18 protein-coding genes and 1 tRNA gene are annotated in these 15721 nt (G+C 44.3%); 16 read left to right on the top strand and 3 right to left on the bottom strand.

Going from position 1 to position 15721, the window contains the following annotated elements:
- Nucleotide 1: 1 nt before the first annotated feature.
- Together purS and purC are read right to left on the bottom strand one after the other, a co-directional pair.
- Nucleotides 2-250, bottom strand: a complete 249-nt coding sequence (purS, locus tag B4J50_RS01780) for a phosphoribosylformylglycinamidine synthase subunit PurS (RefSeq protein ID WP_024822101.1) — start codon at nucleotides 248-250, stop codon at nucleotides 2-4.
- Nucleotides 250-969, bottom strand: coding sequence for a phosphoribosylaminoimidazolesuccinocarboxamide synthase (gene purC, locus B4J50_RS01775; protein WP_024822102.1), 720 nt, complete (start codon nucleotides 967-969; stop codon nucleotides 250-252). Before purC ends, purS begins: the two co-directional genes overlap by 1 nt.
- A 100-nt stretch (nucleotides 970-1069) precedes the next feature.
- On the opposite strand from purC, the gene B4J50_RS01770 reads away from it, so the two are divergent.
- The 4 genes from B4J50_RS01770 to B4J50_RS01755 all read left to right on the top strand — a co-directional run bounded on the left by B4J50_RS01770 (nucleotide 1070) and on the right by B4J50_RS01755 (nucleotide 5047).
- Nucleotides 1070-1360 carry a hypothetical protein gene (locus B4J50_RS01770; RefSeq protein ID WP_286847660.1) on the top strand — a complete coding sequence of 97 codons (291 nt, stop codon included), beginning with the start codon at nucleotides 1070-1072 and terminating at the stop codon, nucleotides 1358-1360.
- A gap of 162 nt (nucleotides 1361-1522) precedes the next feature.
- Nucleotides 1523-3334, top strand: coding sequence for a translation elongation factor 4 (lepA, locus tag B4J50_RS01765; protein ID WP_024822104.1), 1812 nt, complete (start codon nucleotides 1523-1525; stop codon nucleotides 3332-3334).
- An 11-nt stretch (nucleotides 3335-3345) separates the two neighbouring features.
- The gene (gene hemW / locus B4J50_RS01760; RefSeq protein ID WP_288959258.1) at nucleotides 3346-4443 is read left to right on the top strand and encodes a radical SAM family heme chaperone HemW; all 1098 of its coding nucleotides are present in this window, start codon (nucleotides 3346-3348) and stop codon (nucleotides 4441-4443) included.
- 19 nt (nucleotides 4444-4462) lie between these two features.
- Entirely contained in the window at nucleotides 4463-5047 is a 585-nt protein-coding gene (locus B4J50_RS01755) for a hypothetical protein (RefSeq protein ID WP_024822106.1), read from the top strand.
- Here B4J50_RS01755 and yedF read toward each other — a convergent pair.
- Nucleotides 5034-5642, bottom strand: a complete 609-nt coding sequence (yedF, locus tag B4J50_RS01750; RefSeq protein WP_024822107.1) for a sulfurtransferase-like selenium metabolism protein YedF — start codon at nucleotides 5640-5642, stop codon at nucleotides 5034-5036. The genes B4J50_RS01755 and yedF overlap by 14 nt on opposite strands.
- Nucleotides 5643-5920: 278 nt before the next feature.
- Here yedF and selA point away from each other — a divergent pair, with 278 nt between their 5' ends.
- The 12 genes from selA to B4J50_RS01690 all read left to right on the top strand — a co-directional run bounded on the left by selA (nucleotide 5921) and on the right by B4J50_RS01690 (nucleotide 15706).
- Entirely contained in the window at nucleotides 5921-7327 is a 1407-nt protein-coding gene (gene selA / locus B4J50_RS01745; protein ID WP_024822108.1) for an L-seryl-tRNA(Sec) selenium transferase, read from the top strand.
- Complete coding sequence (selB, locus tag B4J50_RS01740; RefSeq protein ID WP_286847659.1) at nucleotides 7320-9260, top strand: selenocysteine-specific translation elongation factor; 1941 nt, start codon at nucleotides 7320-7322, stop codon at nucleotides 9258-9260. The genes selA and selB overlap by 8 nt, the downstream gene beginning before the upstream one ends.
- A gap of 96 nt (nucleotides 9261-9356) precedes the next feature.
- Nucleotides 9357-9599 (top strand): Veg family protein, encoded by a 243-nt coding sequence (locus tag B4J50_RS01735; RefSeq protein WP_024822110.1) that lies wholly within the window; start codon nucleotides 9357-9359, stop codon nucleotides 9597-9599.
- 92 nt (nucleotides 9600-9691) lie between these two features.
- Complete coding sequence (locus B4J50_RS01730; RefSeq protein WP_286847658.1) at nucleotides 9692-10564, top strand: 4-(cytidine 5'-diphospho)-2-C-methyl-D-erythritol kinase; 873 nt, start codon at nucleotides 9692-9694, stop codon at nucleotides 10562-10564.
- A complete protein-coding gene (locus B4J50_RS01725; protein ID WP_024822112.1) occupies nucleotides 10561-11358 on the top strand; it encodes a phosphoribosyltransferase family protein in 798 nt (265 codons plus the stop codon). Before B4J50_RS01730 ends, B4J50_RS01725 begins: the two co-directional genes overlap by 4 nt.
- A 73-nt stretch (nucleotides 11359-11431) precedes the next feature.
- On the top strand, nucleotides 11432-11614 hold the full coding sequence (locus B4J50_RS01720) for a ferredoxin (RefSeq protein ID WP_024822113.1): 183 nt from the start codon (nucleotides 11432-11434) through the stop codon (nucleotides 11612-11614).
- A 110-nt stretch (nucleotides 11615-11724) separates the two neighbouring features.
- Nucleotides 11725-11801 (top strand) — tRNA-Ile (locus B4J50_RS01715).
- A gap of 64 nt (nucleotides 11802-11865) precedes the next feature.
- Nucleotides 11866-12642 (top strand): Nif3-like dinuclear metal center hexameric protein, encoded by a 777-nt coding sequence (locus B4J50_RS01710; protein WP_024822114.1) that lies wholly within the window; start codon nucleotides 11866-11868, stop codon nucleotides 12640-12642.
- A gap of 39 nt (nucleotides 12643-12681) precedes the next feature.
- The gene (gene trpS / locus B4J50_RS01705) at nucleotides 12682-13677 is read left to right on the top strand and encodes a tryptophan--tRNA ligase (RefSeq protein WP_024822115.1); all 996 of its coding nucleotides are present in this window, start codon (nucleotides 12682-12684) and stop codon (nucleotides 13675-13677) included.
- 9 nt (nucleotides 13678-13686) lie between these two features.
- Nucleotides 13687-14466 carry a segregation and condensation protein A gene (locus B4J50_RS01700; RefSeq protein WP_024822116.1) on the top strand — a complete coding sequence of 260 codons (780 nt, stop codon included), beginning with the start codon at nucleotides 13687-13689 and terminating at the stop codon, nucleotides 14464-14466.
- On the top strand, nucleotides 14438-14983 hold the full coding sequence (gene scpB / locus B4J50_RS01695) for an SMC-Scp complex subunit ScpB (RefSeq protein WP_024822117.1): 546 nt from the start codon (nucleotides 14438-14440) through the stop codon (nucleotides 14981-14983). The genes B4J50_RS01700 and scpB overlap by 29 nt, the downstream gene beginning before the upstream one ends.
- 6 nt (nucleotides 14984-14989) lie before the next feature.
- Nucleotides 14990-15706 (top strand): pseudouridine synthase, encoded by a 717-nt coding sequence (locus tag B4J50_RS01690; protein ID WP_286847657.1) that lies wholly within the window; start codon nucleotides 14990-14992, stop codon nucleotides 15704-15706.
- Nucleotides 15707-15721: the final 15 nt, after the last annotated feature.

Genomic DNA, 15721 nt, shown 5'->3' with positions numbered 1-15721 from the left:
ACTATTCCTCCACTGTAATTGAAAAATCTTCAATGAGTGAGTTGACTAAAAGATCGTCGCACATGGATTCTGCTTGCTTTCGGGCCTCTTCTACACTCTGAGCATTGATGGAAAGTTGAATATAACGTCCTATGCGAACATCCCTCAGATTTTTATACCCCATAGAAGCCAGGGAGCCAGCTACGGCTTTACCCTGACTGTCCAACACTCCATCTTTTAGATAAATTAGAATTTTTACATGAAATATCATTAGTGCCCCTCCTTTTCAGAAATTCGTCGCCATATTTCCTGATATGCCCCAAGAACATCGCCAAGATCTTTGCGGAATCTATCTTTGTCTAGTTTCTGCATGGTTGTTTTGTCCCAGAATCGGCAGGTATCTGGAGACATTTCATCAGCGAGGAACAAAATGCCATTGGAATCCACTCCAAACTCAAGCTTAAAATCTACAAGAATAATGCCTATGGCATCAAAATAAGCGCTCATGAGAGCGTTTACTTTGATGCTGGTCTCTTTCATGAATGTAATTTGTTCCTTAGAGGCCCATCCAAAAAGTTCAGCATGATCTTCTGTGATGAGGGGGTCGCCAAGCTGATCGCTTTTATAATAAAACTCCACTAGAGGACGGGGGAGCTTTACATTTTCAGGTACACCGAGTCTTTTACAGAGTGTTCCAGTTGTTATATTTCGGACGACAACTTCCACGGGAAGGATTCGTACTTTTTTTACGAGCTGATGCACATCGTCTATTTTTTTTATAAAATGGTTGGGAATGCCATTTTTATTCATATATTCAAAGAGAGCGGCACTGATGGAATTATTGAGAGACCCTTTCCCTTCAATAGAGCCCCTTTTTTGAGCGTTAAAAGCTGTGAGATCATTCTTATACTCGATTATAAGCGTGTCAGAATCGGATGTGGTAAACATTTTTTTTGCTTTACCTTCATATAATAGCTCTCTTTTTTCCATAGAAAGCACCTCCGGCAAAATTGTTATGCTTACATTATCGTGATAGTTTGTTTAAATGTCAATATAAAATTTCCCCCGGAATGAAGAAGGGAATGATACTATGTTAAAAGAGATGGAGGGATATATGCTATCCACTGCGCTCATTTTTGAGGGTAGGGCTGGCGTTCGTATGGGGATAGCAAAGTTTTGCCTCTATGTATGTGCCACCTTATTGACAAGGAGTATTGTTCGCCTTGGTTCGGGTTTTCAACCCGCAGTAGTTGTATTTTCGTCAAAACGATATGAATATGTGTGTTTCGCCTTTTCAGGTATAATTTCTCAGTATGAAGCTGTAGTTATAGCTGACGTACTTCTTAGGTTGGGTCCATTGGGTGGATTGGTTACTGGATAAATCTATATTGATGAGGGATGTTTTTTCGAGGTGTGACATGCCTGAGATCAATTATCCTGAGCTGTAAGTGATCTTTTTTCAATAGATGGCCCGTTGGATTGAGTTTTTTTATAGAGAATCTTGAGTCTTCGAAAAAGAAGAAGCGGAGGGAATTTTCCTAATATGGATCTTTCAAAAATTCGAAACTTTTGTATTATCGCCCACATCGATCATGGTAAGTCTACATTGGCCGATAGGCTCCTTGAATATACGGGAACAGTCGAAGGGCGTAAAATGCGGTCGCAGCTTCTCGACTCCCTTGATCTGGAGCGAGAACGCGGCATTACTATAAAACTGGTCCCGGTACGTATGAACTATCGCGCGTTAGATGGCCAGGAGTATGTTTTAAATCTCATTGATACTCCCGGACATGTAGACTTTACATATGAAGTTTCTCGTTCAATTGCTTCCTGTGAGGGAGCTCTTTTGGTTGTAGATGCCTCTCAAGGTGTGGAAGCACAGACGGTAGCTAATGCCTACATGGCTGTAGATCATAATCTCGAGATCATTCCTGTAATAAACAAGATAGATCTTCCATCGGCTCATCCAGAAACAGTGAAAGGCGAAATAGAAGAGGTAGTGGGCATTGATGCTGAAGATGCTATCCTGGCCAGTGCGAAAGAAGGAATTGGCATTCAGGATATTCTTGAACGGATAGTAGCATTAGTTCCAGCTCCCACTGGGGATGTAGATGGGGTTCTTCAAGCCCTGATTTTCGACTCTGTTTACGATAACTATCGTGGGGTCATTTGTTACGTTCGAGTGATGAACGGTACGCTGGAAGCCGGGCAGATGGTGAAGTTTATGGCTACGGGGTCTATGTATCAAATAGAGGAAGTTGGGGTATTCAAACCACTTCTTGAGCCTGTAGAGAGTCTTTCTGCTGGAGAGGTAGGTTACGTAGTTGCTAATATAAAAACAGTAGCAGAAGCCCATGTAGGAGATACAATTACAGATGGGAATAATCCATGTGCAATGGCTCTCCCAGGGTATAAAAAAGTTAAACCTGTTGTTTTTTGCGGTTTCTATCCGGTAGAGCGAGACGATTATCCTCAGCTTCGAGATGCGCTGGAAAAATTAACCCTCAACGATTCTTCAATTACCTTCGATCCAGAAACCTCTGTCGCATTGGGGTTCGGGTTTCGGTGCGGATTCCTGGGCCTTTTGCATATGGATGTAGCCAAGGAACGGCTGCGCAGAGAATTTGGAGTGGAACTCGTCGCTACAGCTCCCAACGTTGTCTATGAGATTACGCCCCAAAAAGGAGAGCCAATAGAAGCCCATCGTCCCTCGGATTTCCCGGATGTTTCTGAGATAGAAGAGGTGAGAGAGCCTATCATTCGCTTAACGAGCTTTCTTCCTTCAGAATATGTTGGGAAAGTTATGCAGCTCTGCCAAGATAAGCGAGGTACCTTTATCTCTATGGACTATCTCTCTCCAGAGCGGGTACGGTTAGTGTACGATCTGCCTCTGGCTGAATTTATTCTTGATTTTCATGACAAGCTCAAATCTCAGACTCGTGGGTTCGCCTCGCTGGATTATGAATATCGTGGTTTTAAAGCAGCTGACTTGGTGAGGGTAGATGTGTTGATCAACAACGAAGCGGCAGATGCCTTCTCTTTTATATGTCATAAGGATGCAGCCTATCATCGAGGGCAGGCAGTGGTTCGAAAGCTTAAGGAGCTCATTCCACGTCAACTTTTTGAGATCCCCATCCAGGCGTCCATAGGCAGGAGAGTCATTGTTCGTCAAAACGTAAAAGCCCTTCGTAAAGACGTGTTGGCCAAGTGCTACGGAGGAGATATTTCCCGAAAGAGGAAATTACTTGAGAAGCAGAAGGAAGGAAAAAAGAAGATGAAGCAGATAGGAAGAGTATCCATTCCTCAAGAGGCATTTCTAGCCTTCCTTAAAGTGGATGAGGAGGATGAACAATAACATCTTTATCTGTGTATGTGCACGTGCCTTTCTGTGTACGGAAGTGCCCTTATTGCGCATTTTATAGTATATGGGGCAACGAAGGAGAGAAAGAAGATTTTATAAGTGCTCTTGACGTAGAGTTACGAGGGTGGCAAGAGAAGCTGGGGGGCCCCCTGAACGTATCGACACTTTATATTGGTGGTGGAACCCCTACGCTTTTATCTTCGAAGCAGTGGGAGCGTCTTATTGAGATATTGAAGAAACATATCGTTTTCTCCCCAGATGTGGAAATTTCCGTGGAAGGGAACCCAGATTCTTTAACGGGAGAACATTGCTACATATGGAGAGAGTGGGGAGTGAAACGGGTAAGTCTTGGTGTCCAGAGTCTCCATGACGATGAGCTACGTTGGCTGGGGAGACCCCATTCGGCCTTGCAGGCTTTGCGCGCCTTAGACCTTTTACAAGAAAAAGGTTTTGATGTAAGCGCCGATCTGATGTTTGGACTAGCAAATCAGACGTTGAGAAAGTGGCATGAGTCTCTTTCTTGCCTTGTCCATTTGGAGATACCTCATCTCTCTATTTATCAGTTGTCCATTGAGGAAGGATCCCTCTGGGGGCGGACTCCTCCAACAGGTGTTCAGAATGGGTATGTTCACTATCGATGGGCTCAGTGGTATCTTGAACAGAAGGGGCTTCTTCAGTATGAGATAGCGAGTTTCGCTAGAAAGGGGAAAGAGTGTCGTCATAACCAAGCCTATTGGTTCGAGCGAGATGTATTGCCTCTTGGGCCTTCTGCATGGGGATATTTTCGAGGGACTCGTTTTTGGAACGTGAGAACGCTAGAGGAATATTTGAAACGCATATCATCTGGCATCTCTCCCTTAGCAGGAGAAGAACGCCTGAGGAGGGAGAAGCGGGGAAGAGAGGCAGCTGTTTTGGCATTGCGAACCCGTTATGGAATCCATCTACCGTCTTTTTGCGAGGAATATGGAGAGGTGTTACTCCAGGATATTTTAAATAATTTGGAAAATGTGCCACCAGAATGTCTTGCTTTCAGCGGCGAAACATTGGCACTCTCCCAAAAGGGAATGCGAGTTGCTAACTCTATATGGTCTCTCATCATATAAAGAGTGAGGAAGTGAGGGAATGTATTGGCTTTTAAAAACCTATTCTGGCGATGAAAATTTTTTTGAACATATCCTTTTGCGCATTCCTCGTTTTTATTTTCAAGAATCCCTGTACCCTCAAAGTTATGGAGTTCGGGTAAGCGAGAACCTTCAAGGTGCCCTTAGCTATATGGCGAGGGAGGAAGCTACGCTGTTTTTCCCTCTTCATACGATGGTTCGTATTTATGCTGCAGGGCAGAATAACGAAACCTTTGTTATGTTTGTAGGGCAGGAAGTGGACAAATTGGGGGTATGGTTGGAGAAAGAGAAAAAAGTCCAGGATAGCGCTATGAGTCTGGGAATATCGTCTGATATCCCTGATATGGAATGGACTATTTTGGGGATCACATTCCCTAGATGGATTGTTTTGTTCGACGAAGGGGTTGCTATGGCGTGTCGCGATGAACTTGACGATAACATTGGGGCAATTTATGTTCCAGTTCCTGAAGACCTTTTAGATGAAATAAAGCCAGAGAAGGGAACGGAAGAAGTGGCATCATTTTTAATGAATGCCGTCTTTAGTTCTCTTCCGTTCCGGAACCTCGTCGATTTTATATCGAAATAACTTTTGTTGCCTTGAGCAATGTATCAGTAATTTCAAACATGTTAGAAATAGTTCCCACTCCAACTTGCTCGGTTACTCCAAAGTGATTTGTGCATGTTCCACACACGAGAATAGTTGTCCCCTTCTCCGTCATTTCTAGAAGATGGTCGCACGTAGATGTCCCTTTCAATGCGAGGAGTACACCCTCGTTCATAAAGGCTATAAAACGGGGAGGGCAGTCCATTTGAGCCAAAGTGCCGAGGAACCCTTTAATGAGGACTTCTCCCAATTCTTTGTCGTGACCTCCGAGAATGTTTCTTGTAATAAATATAGCCACTTCTTCTTTGTTCCCTTTTGAAGGGTAAGAAGGGGCAGATTTCTCTTGGGGTCGAGCATGAGTGTTTTCTCCCGCAAGAGCTTCAATGACAATAGTGTCCCCCTCCCTATGAGGGGATACGGAAAAGCCTTCTTTGGTCAAGAACCGTTGAACATTGGAAGCCGCTACGTCATTGTCTACTAAGACGGAAAGTTCTTTTTCTCCTTTTTCAACTGCGGCTTTGGTCATTATAACCGGCTGTGGGCATGCTTTCCCCCGAGCGTCAATTTCAGTTTTCATTATCATATCCTCCGTTCTCTATTTTAAGAAATATAACAGGTCTGTATATCTGCCTGTCTTGCGAGTACAATGATAAAGACTCGTAATTTATAATACCCTTGTTTGGGAATAACAATTATAAATGTATCTCATCCCTCTCTCTTTTTCCAGCACTTCTTCATAGAAAGGTGTTGTGAGGAGCTCGAAATGTTGGATTTGATTGAGACGGTGACGCCGGGCACATTTTCATAGGAAGGTGCTATGGGAAGGGATGAGGCACAGGAAGGCAGGGAGTGCATATGGACGCAAAGAAAAATGAAATCTTAAAAAAACTTCCCGCTATGGACGGGTTGTTAAACCAACCCTGGGTTTTCTTATACGAAAGACAGCTTGGCAGGGAAATGGTAAAAGGTGTTTTCTCACAGATTCTTTCAGAAGTCCGAAAAGCAGTGTTAGAAGACGTGCCAGTAGACGCTTCTCTAGAAGGAGTGAACACGAAAGCTGAGGCCATTTTACAGAGACGAACCACGCCAGGCCTGCAAGCTGTAGTGAATGCTACTGGGGTGGTTGTTCATACTAATCTGGGCCGTTCCTGTCTTCCCCAGGAAGCGGTAGAGGCTGTAAGTCACGTTGCAGCTCGGTACAATACACTTGAGTTTAACTTGCTAGAGGGGAAACGAGGACAGCGGAATGCTCACGTAGAGTGGCTGCTTTGCCAAGTAACAGGGGCTGAGGCTGCCATTGTCGTTAACAATAACGCAGGTGCCGTTCTTTTATGTCTTGCTGCGCTGGCTCGGGAAAAAGAAGTGATTGTCTCTCGGGGGGAGTTGGTAGAAATAGGGGGCTCTTTCAGAATACCGGATATTATGGCTTTCTCAGGAGCCCGTCTTGTAGAGGTAGGAGCGACAAATAGGACGCACCTTCGTGACTACCATCGAGGCCTTTCTGATAATACCGCCATGGTTCTGAAAGTTCACCCATCCAATTTTAAGATAGAGGGTTTTACCGCCATAGTCGATAGAGAAGAATTGAGCTGTTTTGCAAAAGAAAATGGCCTCATTTTCATGGAAGATTTGGGGAGTGGTGTTCTTGTGGATCTCTCTCCTTGGGGGTTGGTGGGAGAGCCTACTGTTCGAGATTGTATTAAGGCGGGAGTAGACCTTGTAACTTTTTCCGGCGATAAGATGTTAGGTGGCCCTCAAATCGGAGCTATTGTAGGGAAAAAAGAGCTTGTGGATACATTGCGAACGTACCCCCTTCTACGAGCATTGCGCGTAGATAAAATGACATTGGCAGCCTTTGAAGTTATTCTCAGAATGTACCTTCAGGATCGGTGGCAAGAGGTTCCCACATTAAAGATGCTTACGTTGGAGTTGGAAACTTTAAAAAAGAGAGCTCGGCGTCTTAGGGGCATGCTGAAAAGAAGATTCCCGCATATAATTGCGACGGTGGTGGAAACCCAAGATGCAGTAGGTGGCGGAGCTTTCCCAACCACAATCATAAAAGGCTATGGGGTGGCGTTGCAGATCCCTGCATTAGGTAGTGCTGGAAGCCTCCAAGCCCTTTTGCGTAATGCAGCCATGCCAGTGGTGGCAGGAGCGTCAGAGGATTGTTTGATACTTCATTGCCGTACATTAATGGAGGGCGATGAGAGTCGGATCGTGGAATCTCTCTCTTCTATTGGGGAGGTGGGAATTTGTGAATAACCGCGAAATTTCTTTAGTTTTGGGCACGGCAGGACACATTGACCATGGAAAAACTACCCTTGTTAAAGCTCTTACAGGGGTGGATTGTGATCGGCTCAATGATGAGAAAAAACGAGGTATTACAATTGAGCTGGGTTTTGCTCCCCTTAAACTTTCAGATGGGCGTATTGTAAGTTTGGTGGATGTACCAGGTCATGAAAAATTTATTCGACAGATGGTGGCAGGAGCTTCTGGTGTAGATGCTGTTATGCTTGTTGTTGCTGCAGATGAAGGCGTTATGCCGCAGACGAGAGAGCATCTTGCCATTCTTAACTTGCTTGGTGTCTCAGATGGTCTTATTGCCATCTCTAAAGCGGATTTAGTAGATGAAGAGCTATTAGATCTTGCTATAGAGGATGTGGCAGACTTTGTACGAGGGACGTTCTTGGAAGGAAAGGCTATAGTACCAGTTTCTTCCGTGACGGGAAAGAATATCCCTAAGCTTATGGAAGAGTTGAGTGCTCTTGTGGATAGAGTGAAAGTCAGAACTCGCCAAGGCCCTTTCTTTATGCCTATCGACAGATCTTTCCCTATCTCTGGTTTTGGAACCGTTGTAACGGGAACGGCCTACCGAGGTCAGATTTCTCCGGGGATGGATGTGTCTATTTTGCCATTGAACCGAGACGTTCGAGTTCGAAGTGTGCAGGTTCATGGGAGCTCCGTAGATGTGGCCTGGGCCGGACAACGAGTGGCCATTAGCCTGTCGGGTGTATCTCTTGAAGAGTTGAGCAGAGGGGATATTGTTTGCGCCAAAGAAATATTCCGCCCCACTCGATGTTGTGATGTGGAGCTTTCTCTTTTATCGTCATCGTCGGAACCTCTCTCCCATTGGCAGCGGGTAAGGCTTCATGTAGGTACAGCAGATGTGCTTGCCAGGGTATCTCTTTTTGACAAGACAAAACTTTTGCCTGGAGAAAAAACGGTAGCGCAGCTCGTAATGGAAGAAGATATTGTAGCTTCCATAGATCAACGATTTGTTATCAGGTTTTACAGTCCCCTTGTCACTATTGGTGGAGGCAAAATACTGTCTCCCTATGGGCACAAGCCGAAAGGGAAAGGCGCCAAGGAAGATTATATGGATGGCCTTAACCATTTCTTGGAAGCTGAGGATTCTGAGAAAAGATTGGAAATTCAAGTTCATTCACACGGAATCCTTAAAAAAAGTGATGGAGTGCTTGCCCTTCAGGAATTACCGGAAGATTTGGATAAACTGGCCCAAAGTTTGGAAAAAAGAAAAAAAATAGTTATTCTTTCAGCTGGGGCCGATTATTATGTCTCGTGGAGCGAGTACAGTGATCTATTAGAGAGGACAGTATCATTCTTGCACTCCTTCCATAAAGAGCGTCCTCATCAGGAAGGAGCCATTATAGATGACTTGTTGACCGGGCCTTTGAAAACTGTAGAGCGCAGATTGGCTCGTACCTTTCTTGATCACTTGCAAGCTGATGGCGTGTTAGTGATAGCAAACAAGAATGTAGTAAGGCTTCCAGATTTCGCACCTCAAGATGATTCTGCTTTTTTTAAGGATCTGGATCGTTTCAATGCCTTTTGTGACGAAAAAGAGTTTCAGCTCCCAATGATAGAAGAAGTTCAGGAAGGGCTAGGTATGAAGGAGAAAGATTTTTCTCGTTTTCTCAAGGATATACGGGAGCGAGGAGAGGCATCTCTTGTGGGAGGGAAATATGTACTGTCACAGCGGGTAGAGAACAAGCTTCTTCATATCCTTAAGGAAATAAAAGATAACATAACGATAGGCACGGTACGTGACATTACGGGGAGCAGTCGTAAGTATATACTTCCTCTTTTGGAATATATGGATGCTAAGGGCTTTACTCGCCGAGTTGGAGAGAAAAGAATTCTACTCTTGCAGCGCTTAGAGAAAAAAAGTCAATGATAAGGTAACAATTTAGCAAGGTTCTAGCCTCATAGTTTGTGTTTTATGCGATTTTGTGTTATAATTCATAAAACTTAATATTAGGGGTGACCCTGGATGGCTGGAAACCTTGCCTCAATTCGGGAGAAAGTAGCATTGTACAAGGGTCTACGTGTGAAATACCGGACATCCAAAGGACGTCGCAAAGTAGAGGAAAAACAAGGGATTGTCCTTGAGACTTATCCGAATCTCTTTACTTTATATGTGGAGTCGCAGGATAGCAAAGTCTCCTTTAGTTATGCAGAGCTTTTGACAAAAGAAGTAGAGCTCGTGCCATTGTCCGGAAACCATAATAAATAGCCTTGTAATGCAGCTTTGAATGCCCTGGCGTACGAAACGCCAGGGCATTTCGTATGTATGTCGAGGCAATATACATAGAGGAGGGTAGGGCTTTGGTAACATATTCCGTGCAATCAGATGCGAAAATAAATCTGACCCTTCGAATAACAGGGGTTCTGCCAAGTGGGTATCATTCGTTGGTCTCTCTGTTTTTACGTCTTCCATCTGCTGAGTTATTGACAATTTCAACTCTGGAAGAAGATAATGTTAAGGATATTGTAACGACTCGAAATATGCAGATAGAAGGGGAAAATATTTTAGAAAAGGCTCTTCGTGTCTTGCGAAGAGAAAAAATGTGTCTATCCCCTTTCAAAATTGAAGTGAAAAAAAACCTTCCTCCAGGAACTGGCTTAGGGGGAGGAAGTGGGAATGCGGCGGCATTTCTTTCTTGGGTCGAGAAGTATTATGGTATAAAAATATCTACAGGTTTGGCCTCTCAGATAGGAGCAGATGTTCCGTTCCTTCTAAGCGCTTCTTCTCTTGCTCTTGTTCAGGGGATAGGAGATCAATGTACACTTTGGCCGGCGTTGCCTTCTTTTCTGGTTGTTACAGCCATACCTAAATGGAGAGTGGCTACGGCGGAAGCATATGCAGGGCTAGATTCCTTTTATGAAAAACAGGGGGGATTCCCTCTTAATACCTCAGAGTGTCTGGATGAAATTCACGGCATATATGAGAAACTTGCACAAAAGAAGAGAGTGGGGTTCCTGCCCAATGATTTCTCTCCATGGCTATTAAAACGGCACCCTGAGTATGAAGATTTTTTTAGGTTTAGCGAGGAACAGAAAGCGTTAGCTTATGGCTTTTCAGGGAGTGGAAGTAGTGTTTTCGCTCTTTTTGATCCAGTAAAATTGCAAGTACGGCTTTCCCGATTTAAAAATTTTAATTGGGTTGAACAAATTCTATTATGGAGTGATGATCGTTGAAAGGACAGAGAACGGAACGTCTTATTCGGACAGTATCCCGTTTTTTGGTAGCACCATCACGGCAAATTTCACTCACAGCTCTCTCTGGAGATTTTGGGGTTTCAAAAACTGTTATCAGTGATGACGTAGTTATGATTGACGCAGCTTTAACTCAGGAGGGGCTTGGTGGAATTCAAGTTGACCGGGGGCGGACTGGAGGAGCTTCTTTTGTCCCAGCCATGTCAGATGAGATGAAGAAGCAGTTTTTTGAAGAAATAGTAGCCTTACTTTCTCACGAGGATCGGATTTTACCTGGCGGTCTCATCTACTATAGCGATATTATTTTCAATCCATACTATGCTTCTCGTTTAGGGCTTGCTATGGCTACTCTTTTTCAGAATGCGAAACCAGATATTGTCATGACGTCAGAAGTGAAAGGTATCCCTCTTGGGCTCTTTACCGCATATTCTTTAGGTGTTCCATTGGCCGTTTGTCGTTTCCGCAATCGACCTAGCGATGGATCTGCTGTGGCTGTGCATTTCCCCACTAAAACTGGAGAGGTTCGGCCTATGTACATGGGTACCAAACAACTAAAACGCGGAAGCCAGGTTCTTGTTGTGGACGATTTTATGAGGGGAGGCAGTACTGCCGCAGGAATGCTGCTCGTAGCAAAAGAGTTTGGTGCTGAAGTTTGTGGCATTGGTGTTTTTCTTGCAGCGGCAGAACCGGAAGAGAAGGCAGTGTCGAATTATACAGCCTTATTGAGGCTTAAGGGGATGGGGAAGTCTTCTCCTGAAGTGTGTATTTGGGAGTGATTTTTCGCAGAGAGTTTGACTCCCTCCCTTACCTGAGATAAAATCCTGTTTCAGGAGGAGGTGACCGGTCTTCATGCATGTGACTTTAGACCGAAATGAGTGCATCGGTTGTGGCGTATGTGCTCAGATTTGTCCCGAGGTGTTTTCTCTCGACGAAGATGCCGGGGTAGCGAAAGTGATGAAGCCGGAAGGTGCCGAGTGTGTGCGTGATGCGGCAGACAGCTGTCCAGTCGGCTGTATTTCTGTAGAGGAATAGATTATTAGATACAGATTTCCCCCCACCTTTTCTCAATAATGTTATAAATAAAGAATTAGGGGCTTGTCATAAAGGGGGAAAGAGGCGTATAATTGGCAGCGTTCTTTTTTGGGCCTATAGCTCAAGTGGCTAGAGCCACCGGCTCATAACCGGAAGGTTCCTGGTTCGAGTCCAGGTAGGCCCACCATTGAAGATAAATGCCGTTTCCCAGCAGGAGGCGGCATTTTTTTATATGCAGCTGGGGGTCTATTATGAATGTTGAGGAAGTGCTTCTGAGGATCGAGTCGTTTGCTCCTTTAGAGAAAGCGGAGTCTTGGGACAATGTAGGTCTCATGGCAGGAGACACTCAATGGTCTGTAACAAAAATAGGCGTAGCCTTAGATCCCTCTCTGTCAGCGGTAGAGGAGGGGGTCCAAAAAGGATGTGACCTTTTAGTAGTCCACCATCCCCTGATCTTTTCTCCCCTTCAGAAAATAGACCTTAAGGAACCTCTCTGCCAAGCAATTCTTTGGGCCCTTGAAAATCATCTGGCTATTATAAGTCTTCATACAAACTGGGACAAAGCGCCGGAGGGAGTTAATGTACAATTAGGCAGAGTTCTTTTTAAAGATGGTTTCCTTCCCTTAGTTCCTGAAGAAAAAACGTGGGGTCTTGGTGCAGTAGGAGAATTGATCCACCCCCTATGTTTGAGGGATCTCATGGCAAGTCTTCGTTCTTTGTGGAATCTCTCTTGGGTAGTTGGATATGGAGATGAGAATAAACCTTTGTGTCATGGTGCTCTCTGTGGAGGATCTGGTGGAGATCTTTGGAAAGAGGCGATGGACAAGGGAGCTCAGGTCTTTATTACAGCTGATATGAAATATCATCAGATATTGGATGCTTGTTCAGCAGGTCTATCTTTGTGTATAGTTGATCATGGAGAAATGGAACGTTTCTCTTTGGCCTCCCTTGCAGCATTATTGAGGACTCCTGAAATAGTTGTTTTTGAATTGGAGGATAAAGGGCCGTTAAGGATTGTAAGCGAATAGTAAAAGAGATTTTTTATAAATAAATGAGGTGGAGAAAACATGGCTAAAAGAGTTTTTAGTGGCATGCGCCCTACAGGAAAGCTTCATTTGGGACATTTAGCCGGGGCTCTTACTAATTGGGTTCGGCTACAGAATGAATATGAATGTCTTTATAGCATTGTAGATTGGCATGCTCTTATGTCAGATTATGCAGATAGTAGCAAAATAAGGGATAACAGTAAGGAAGCCCTTCTAGACTGGCTTGCGGCGGGCCTTGATCCAGAGAAAAGCATTATTTTTGTACAATCTCATGTCCCTCAGCATGCAGAGCTTCATCTAGCCCTGTCCATGGTGGCACCTCTCGGATGGCTTCAGAGAAATCCGACCTATAAAGAGCAAATTTTAAATATACAGAATAAAGATTTAAGCACGTATGCCTTCTTAGGCTATCCAGTGCTTATGGCAGCCGATATTCTGCTTTATAAAGCAGAAATGGTTCCAGTAGGTGAAGATCAAAATGCCCATCTTGAGCTTAGCCGAGAAATGGCACGGCGTTTCAATAATTTCTATGGCAACATTTTCCCAGAGCCACAAACACTTCTGACCCCAACCCCAAAGGTTCCTGGAGTTGATGGTCGTAAGATGAGCAAGTCTTATGGGAATGCCATTAATATTTCAGATACTGCAGAGGAAATGTGGGAGAAAATTCGTACCATGATAACCGATCCCGCACGACAGAGACGTACGGACCCAGGCGATCCTGAAAAATGCCCCGTTTGGGATATTCATAAAGTGTTTAACAACGATATGGAACAGCGTCAGGAGATTATAAAAGGATGTAAAACTGCAGGGATTGGTTGCATACAATGCAAGAAAATGCTTATGGCGCATATTAAGGAAATTATGGCTCCTATCCATGAGCGTCGACGTTACTATGAATCTCATGCAGAAAACCTTCGAGATATTGTTTTATCTGGTGCTGAAAAGGCTAAGGTAATTGCTCAGCAGACTATTGATGAAATAGTAGAAGCTATCGGGTTTGTTCCGAGAAAGTAGAGAACGTATATGGTAGGGAAAGGAACCTTTCCTCTCCAGGTAGAAGTAGAGGGGTTTTCAGGGCCCTTAGATTTGTTATGCTACTTGGTGGAGAGCCGTCAATTTCAAGCGACCCAGATTCGAGTTTCAGATTTAGTGCGGATCTATGGTAGTTACTTGGCTCGCTCACAAAAGACTTCTTTGTACGTTATTGCGGAGTTTCTTTCCCTTGCTGCAGGGCTTGTGTTAGAGAAAGTTTTGGCTCTCCTTCCGGAACAGGAGCAGGATGACTCTTTGTCGTGCAGTGAATCGGAAGAAGAGCCTCTATCAGAGGAAGAGCTTTTGCAACAGCTATCTCGATATCGCCCTTACAGACGAGTATCTTTTTGGCTTATGGAAAGAAAAGAGTATAGGGATCGTTTTTTTAGGAGAATGTTGCTTGAAGAAGCTCCAGTATATGATGTAGGTGATCTCTATAGCTTGTGTCGTTTGTGGTGGGAAATGCTCGCTTCTCATCAAAAAGAGGAATCATTGCAGGCTGCTTTACGGGGAAGAATCGTTGAAGGTTGGCAGGGGATCCCTTCGGCTGTGCCGGAAGAGGTACAGATAGATAAAAAAATAGAGGAACTTTCTACGTATTTGAGGGATCATGCGAGCCTCTCTCTTTCAGTGGTTTTGGAAAAAACTTCTTCCGTGTCAGTGGTGGTAGTAACGTTGTTGGCTCTTCTGGAAATGTCTAGGACAGGGAAAATCGACCTGTTTCAAAAGGAGCTGTTTGGAGATGTTGTCATCTCTTGCCAAACAAATTGAAGCTCTTTTATTTGTAGCGACGACCCCTGTCTCTTCTGAAGAACTGGCTTGCTTTACACGTAGAGAACGAGGAGAAGTAGAGGGCGCGTTACAGGAGCTTTCATTTCATTATTCTGATGGTCATGGCCTCGTTCTGTGCAGAGTGGCGGAAGGCTGGGAGATATGTACAGCTCCAGATCTGGCCGGTATAGTTTCTGATTTTCGAGAGATAGTTTCTCATCAGAAGGTTCGTTTGAGCCGTGCAGCAGTGGAGTGTTTGGCGATTGTCGCTTACAATCAGCCTGTAACGCGAGCGGAGATAGAAGAGATTCGGGGAGTGCGCTGTGAAAGAGTACTAGAAACTCTTCTTTCTTGTGGGGTTATTCGTATTGCCGGGAGACGAAAAGGAACGGGCTCTCCTCTCTTGTACAGGACGACAGACGCTTTTCTAGAGCATTTTGGCCTATCGGCTATATCAGAACTTCCTACGCTAGAAGAAGTGGAAGAATTTGCCCCGCAAAAGGATGAAGGGGAATGAATAATAATGCGGTTAAATCGTTATCTTGCAGCGTGTGGGCTGACATCTCGCCGCAAGGCCGAGAATCTTATTCGTTCAGGGCGAGTGTCTATTAATGGTGAAATTGTTTGTGAGTTTTCCATAATCGTCAATGAGAATGACGTTGTTTGTGTAGATGGTACTCAAGTTGTGCCAGAGAAAAAAGTATATATTGTTATGAATAAGCCACGAGGGGTTGTTTGTGCGGTAGAAGACCCCTTCGATAGAACTGTTATAGAATTGTTGCCGAAAGAATATGAAGAGGTGAGGGTCTTTCCTGTAGGGCGTCTCGACAAAGAGAGTGAAGGGCTTTTAGTATTGTCAAATGATGGGGATTTTGCTCATTTCCTAATGCACCCTTCGTCGAATATACCTAAAAGTTATGAGATTTTTTTGAATAAGAAGGTTTCTGAAAGAGATCTTGTATCTTGGAGAAAAGGGGTCACCATTGAGGGTGGTTTTGTTCGCCCGCTTCTCGTGAAAGTTTTAAAACGAGAACCGTTGGGGATGTGGCTTTTTATCCAGATCGGGGAAGGATTGAAACGAGAGATCCGATTAATGGCCGAAAAACTCGGATTCAGGGTAAGGGTGCTTATTCGTCGAAGAATTGGTAGAATGGAACTAAGAAACCTTAAAACAGGGCACATAGTTAAGCTGTCGCAAGATGTATTATTAAAAAAGATACAACAAGGTGGTTTTGTTTAAGCTCTTTCACATAGA

Source organism: Aminobacterium sp. UBA4908, from assembly GCF_002398115.1.
Classification (GTDB): Bacteria; Synergistota; Synergistia; order Synergistales; family Aminobacteriaceae; genus Aminobacterium; species Aminobacterium mobile.
The sequence above is the reverse complement of the archived record's forward strand: the minus strand, read 5'-3'. Positions and strand labels throughout refer to the sequence as shown.

What these genes read in the sequence shown, in the direction of transcription:
- purC (WP_024822102.1), bottom strand. Translation starts at nt 969, where the DNA reads ATGGAAAAAAGAGAGCTATTATATGAAGGTAAAGCAAAAAAAATGTTT.
- scpB (WP_024822117.1), top strand. Translation starts at nt 14,438, where the DNA reads ATGTTGTCATCTCTTGCCAAACAAATTGAAGCTCTTTTATTTGTAGCG.
- B4J50_RS01720 (WP_024822113.1), top strand. Translation starts at nt 11,432, where the DNA reads ATGCATGTGACTTTAGACCGAAATGAGTGCATCGGTTGTGGCGTATGT.
- B4J50_RS01770 (WP_286847660.1), top strand. Translation starts at nt 1,070, where the DNA reads ATGTTAAAAGAGATGGAGGGATATATGCTATCCACTGCGCTCATTTTT.
- B4J50_RS01710 (WP_024822114.1), top strand. Translation starts at nt 11,866, where the DNA reads ATGAATGTTGAGGAAGTGCTTCTGAGGATCGAGTCGTTTGCTCCTTTA.
- selA (WP_024822108.1), top strand. Translation starts at nt 5,921, where the DNA reads ATGGACGCAAAGAAAAATGAAATCTTAAAAAAACTTCCCGCTATGGAC.
- B4J50_RS01690 (WP_286847657.1), top strand. Translation starts at nt 14,990, where the DNA reads ATGCGGTTAAATCGTTATCTTGCAGCGTGTGGGCTGACATCTCGCCGC.
- B4J50_RS01735 (WP_024822110.1), top strand. Translation starts at nt 9,357, where the DNA reads ATGGCTGGAAACCTTGCCTCAATTCGGGAGAAAGTAGCATTGTACAAG.
- lepA (WP_024822104.1), top strand. Translation starts at nt 1,523, where the DNA reads ATGGATCTTTCAAAAATTCGAAACTTTTGTATTATCGCCCACATCGAT.
- yedF (WP_024822107.1), bottom strand. Translation starts at nt 5,642, where the DNA reads ATGAAAACTGAAATTGACGCTCGGGGGAAAGCATGCCCACAGCCGGTT.
- trpS (WP_024822115.1), top strand. Translation starts at nt 12,682, where the DNA reads ATGGCTAAAAGAGTTTTTAGTGGCATGCGCCCTACAGGAAAGCTTCAT.
- purS (WP_024822101.1), bottom strand. Translation starts at nt 250, where the DNA reads ATGATATTTCATGTAAAAATTCTAATTTATCTAAAAGATGGAGTGTTG.
- B4J50_RS01755 (WP_024822106.1), top strand. Translation starts at nt 4,463, where the DNA reads ATGTATTGGCTTTTAAAAACCTATTCTGGCGATGAAAATTTTTTTGAA.
- B4J50_RS01700 (WP_024822116.1), top strand. Translation starts at nt 13,687, where the DNA reads ATGGTAGGGAAAGGAACCTTTCCTCTCCAGGTAGAAGTAGAGGGGTTT.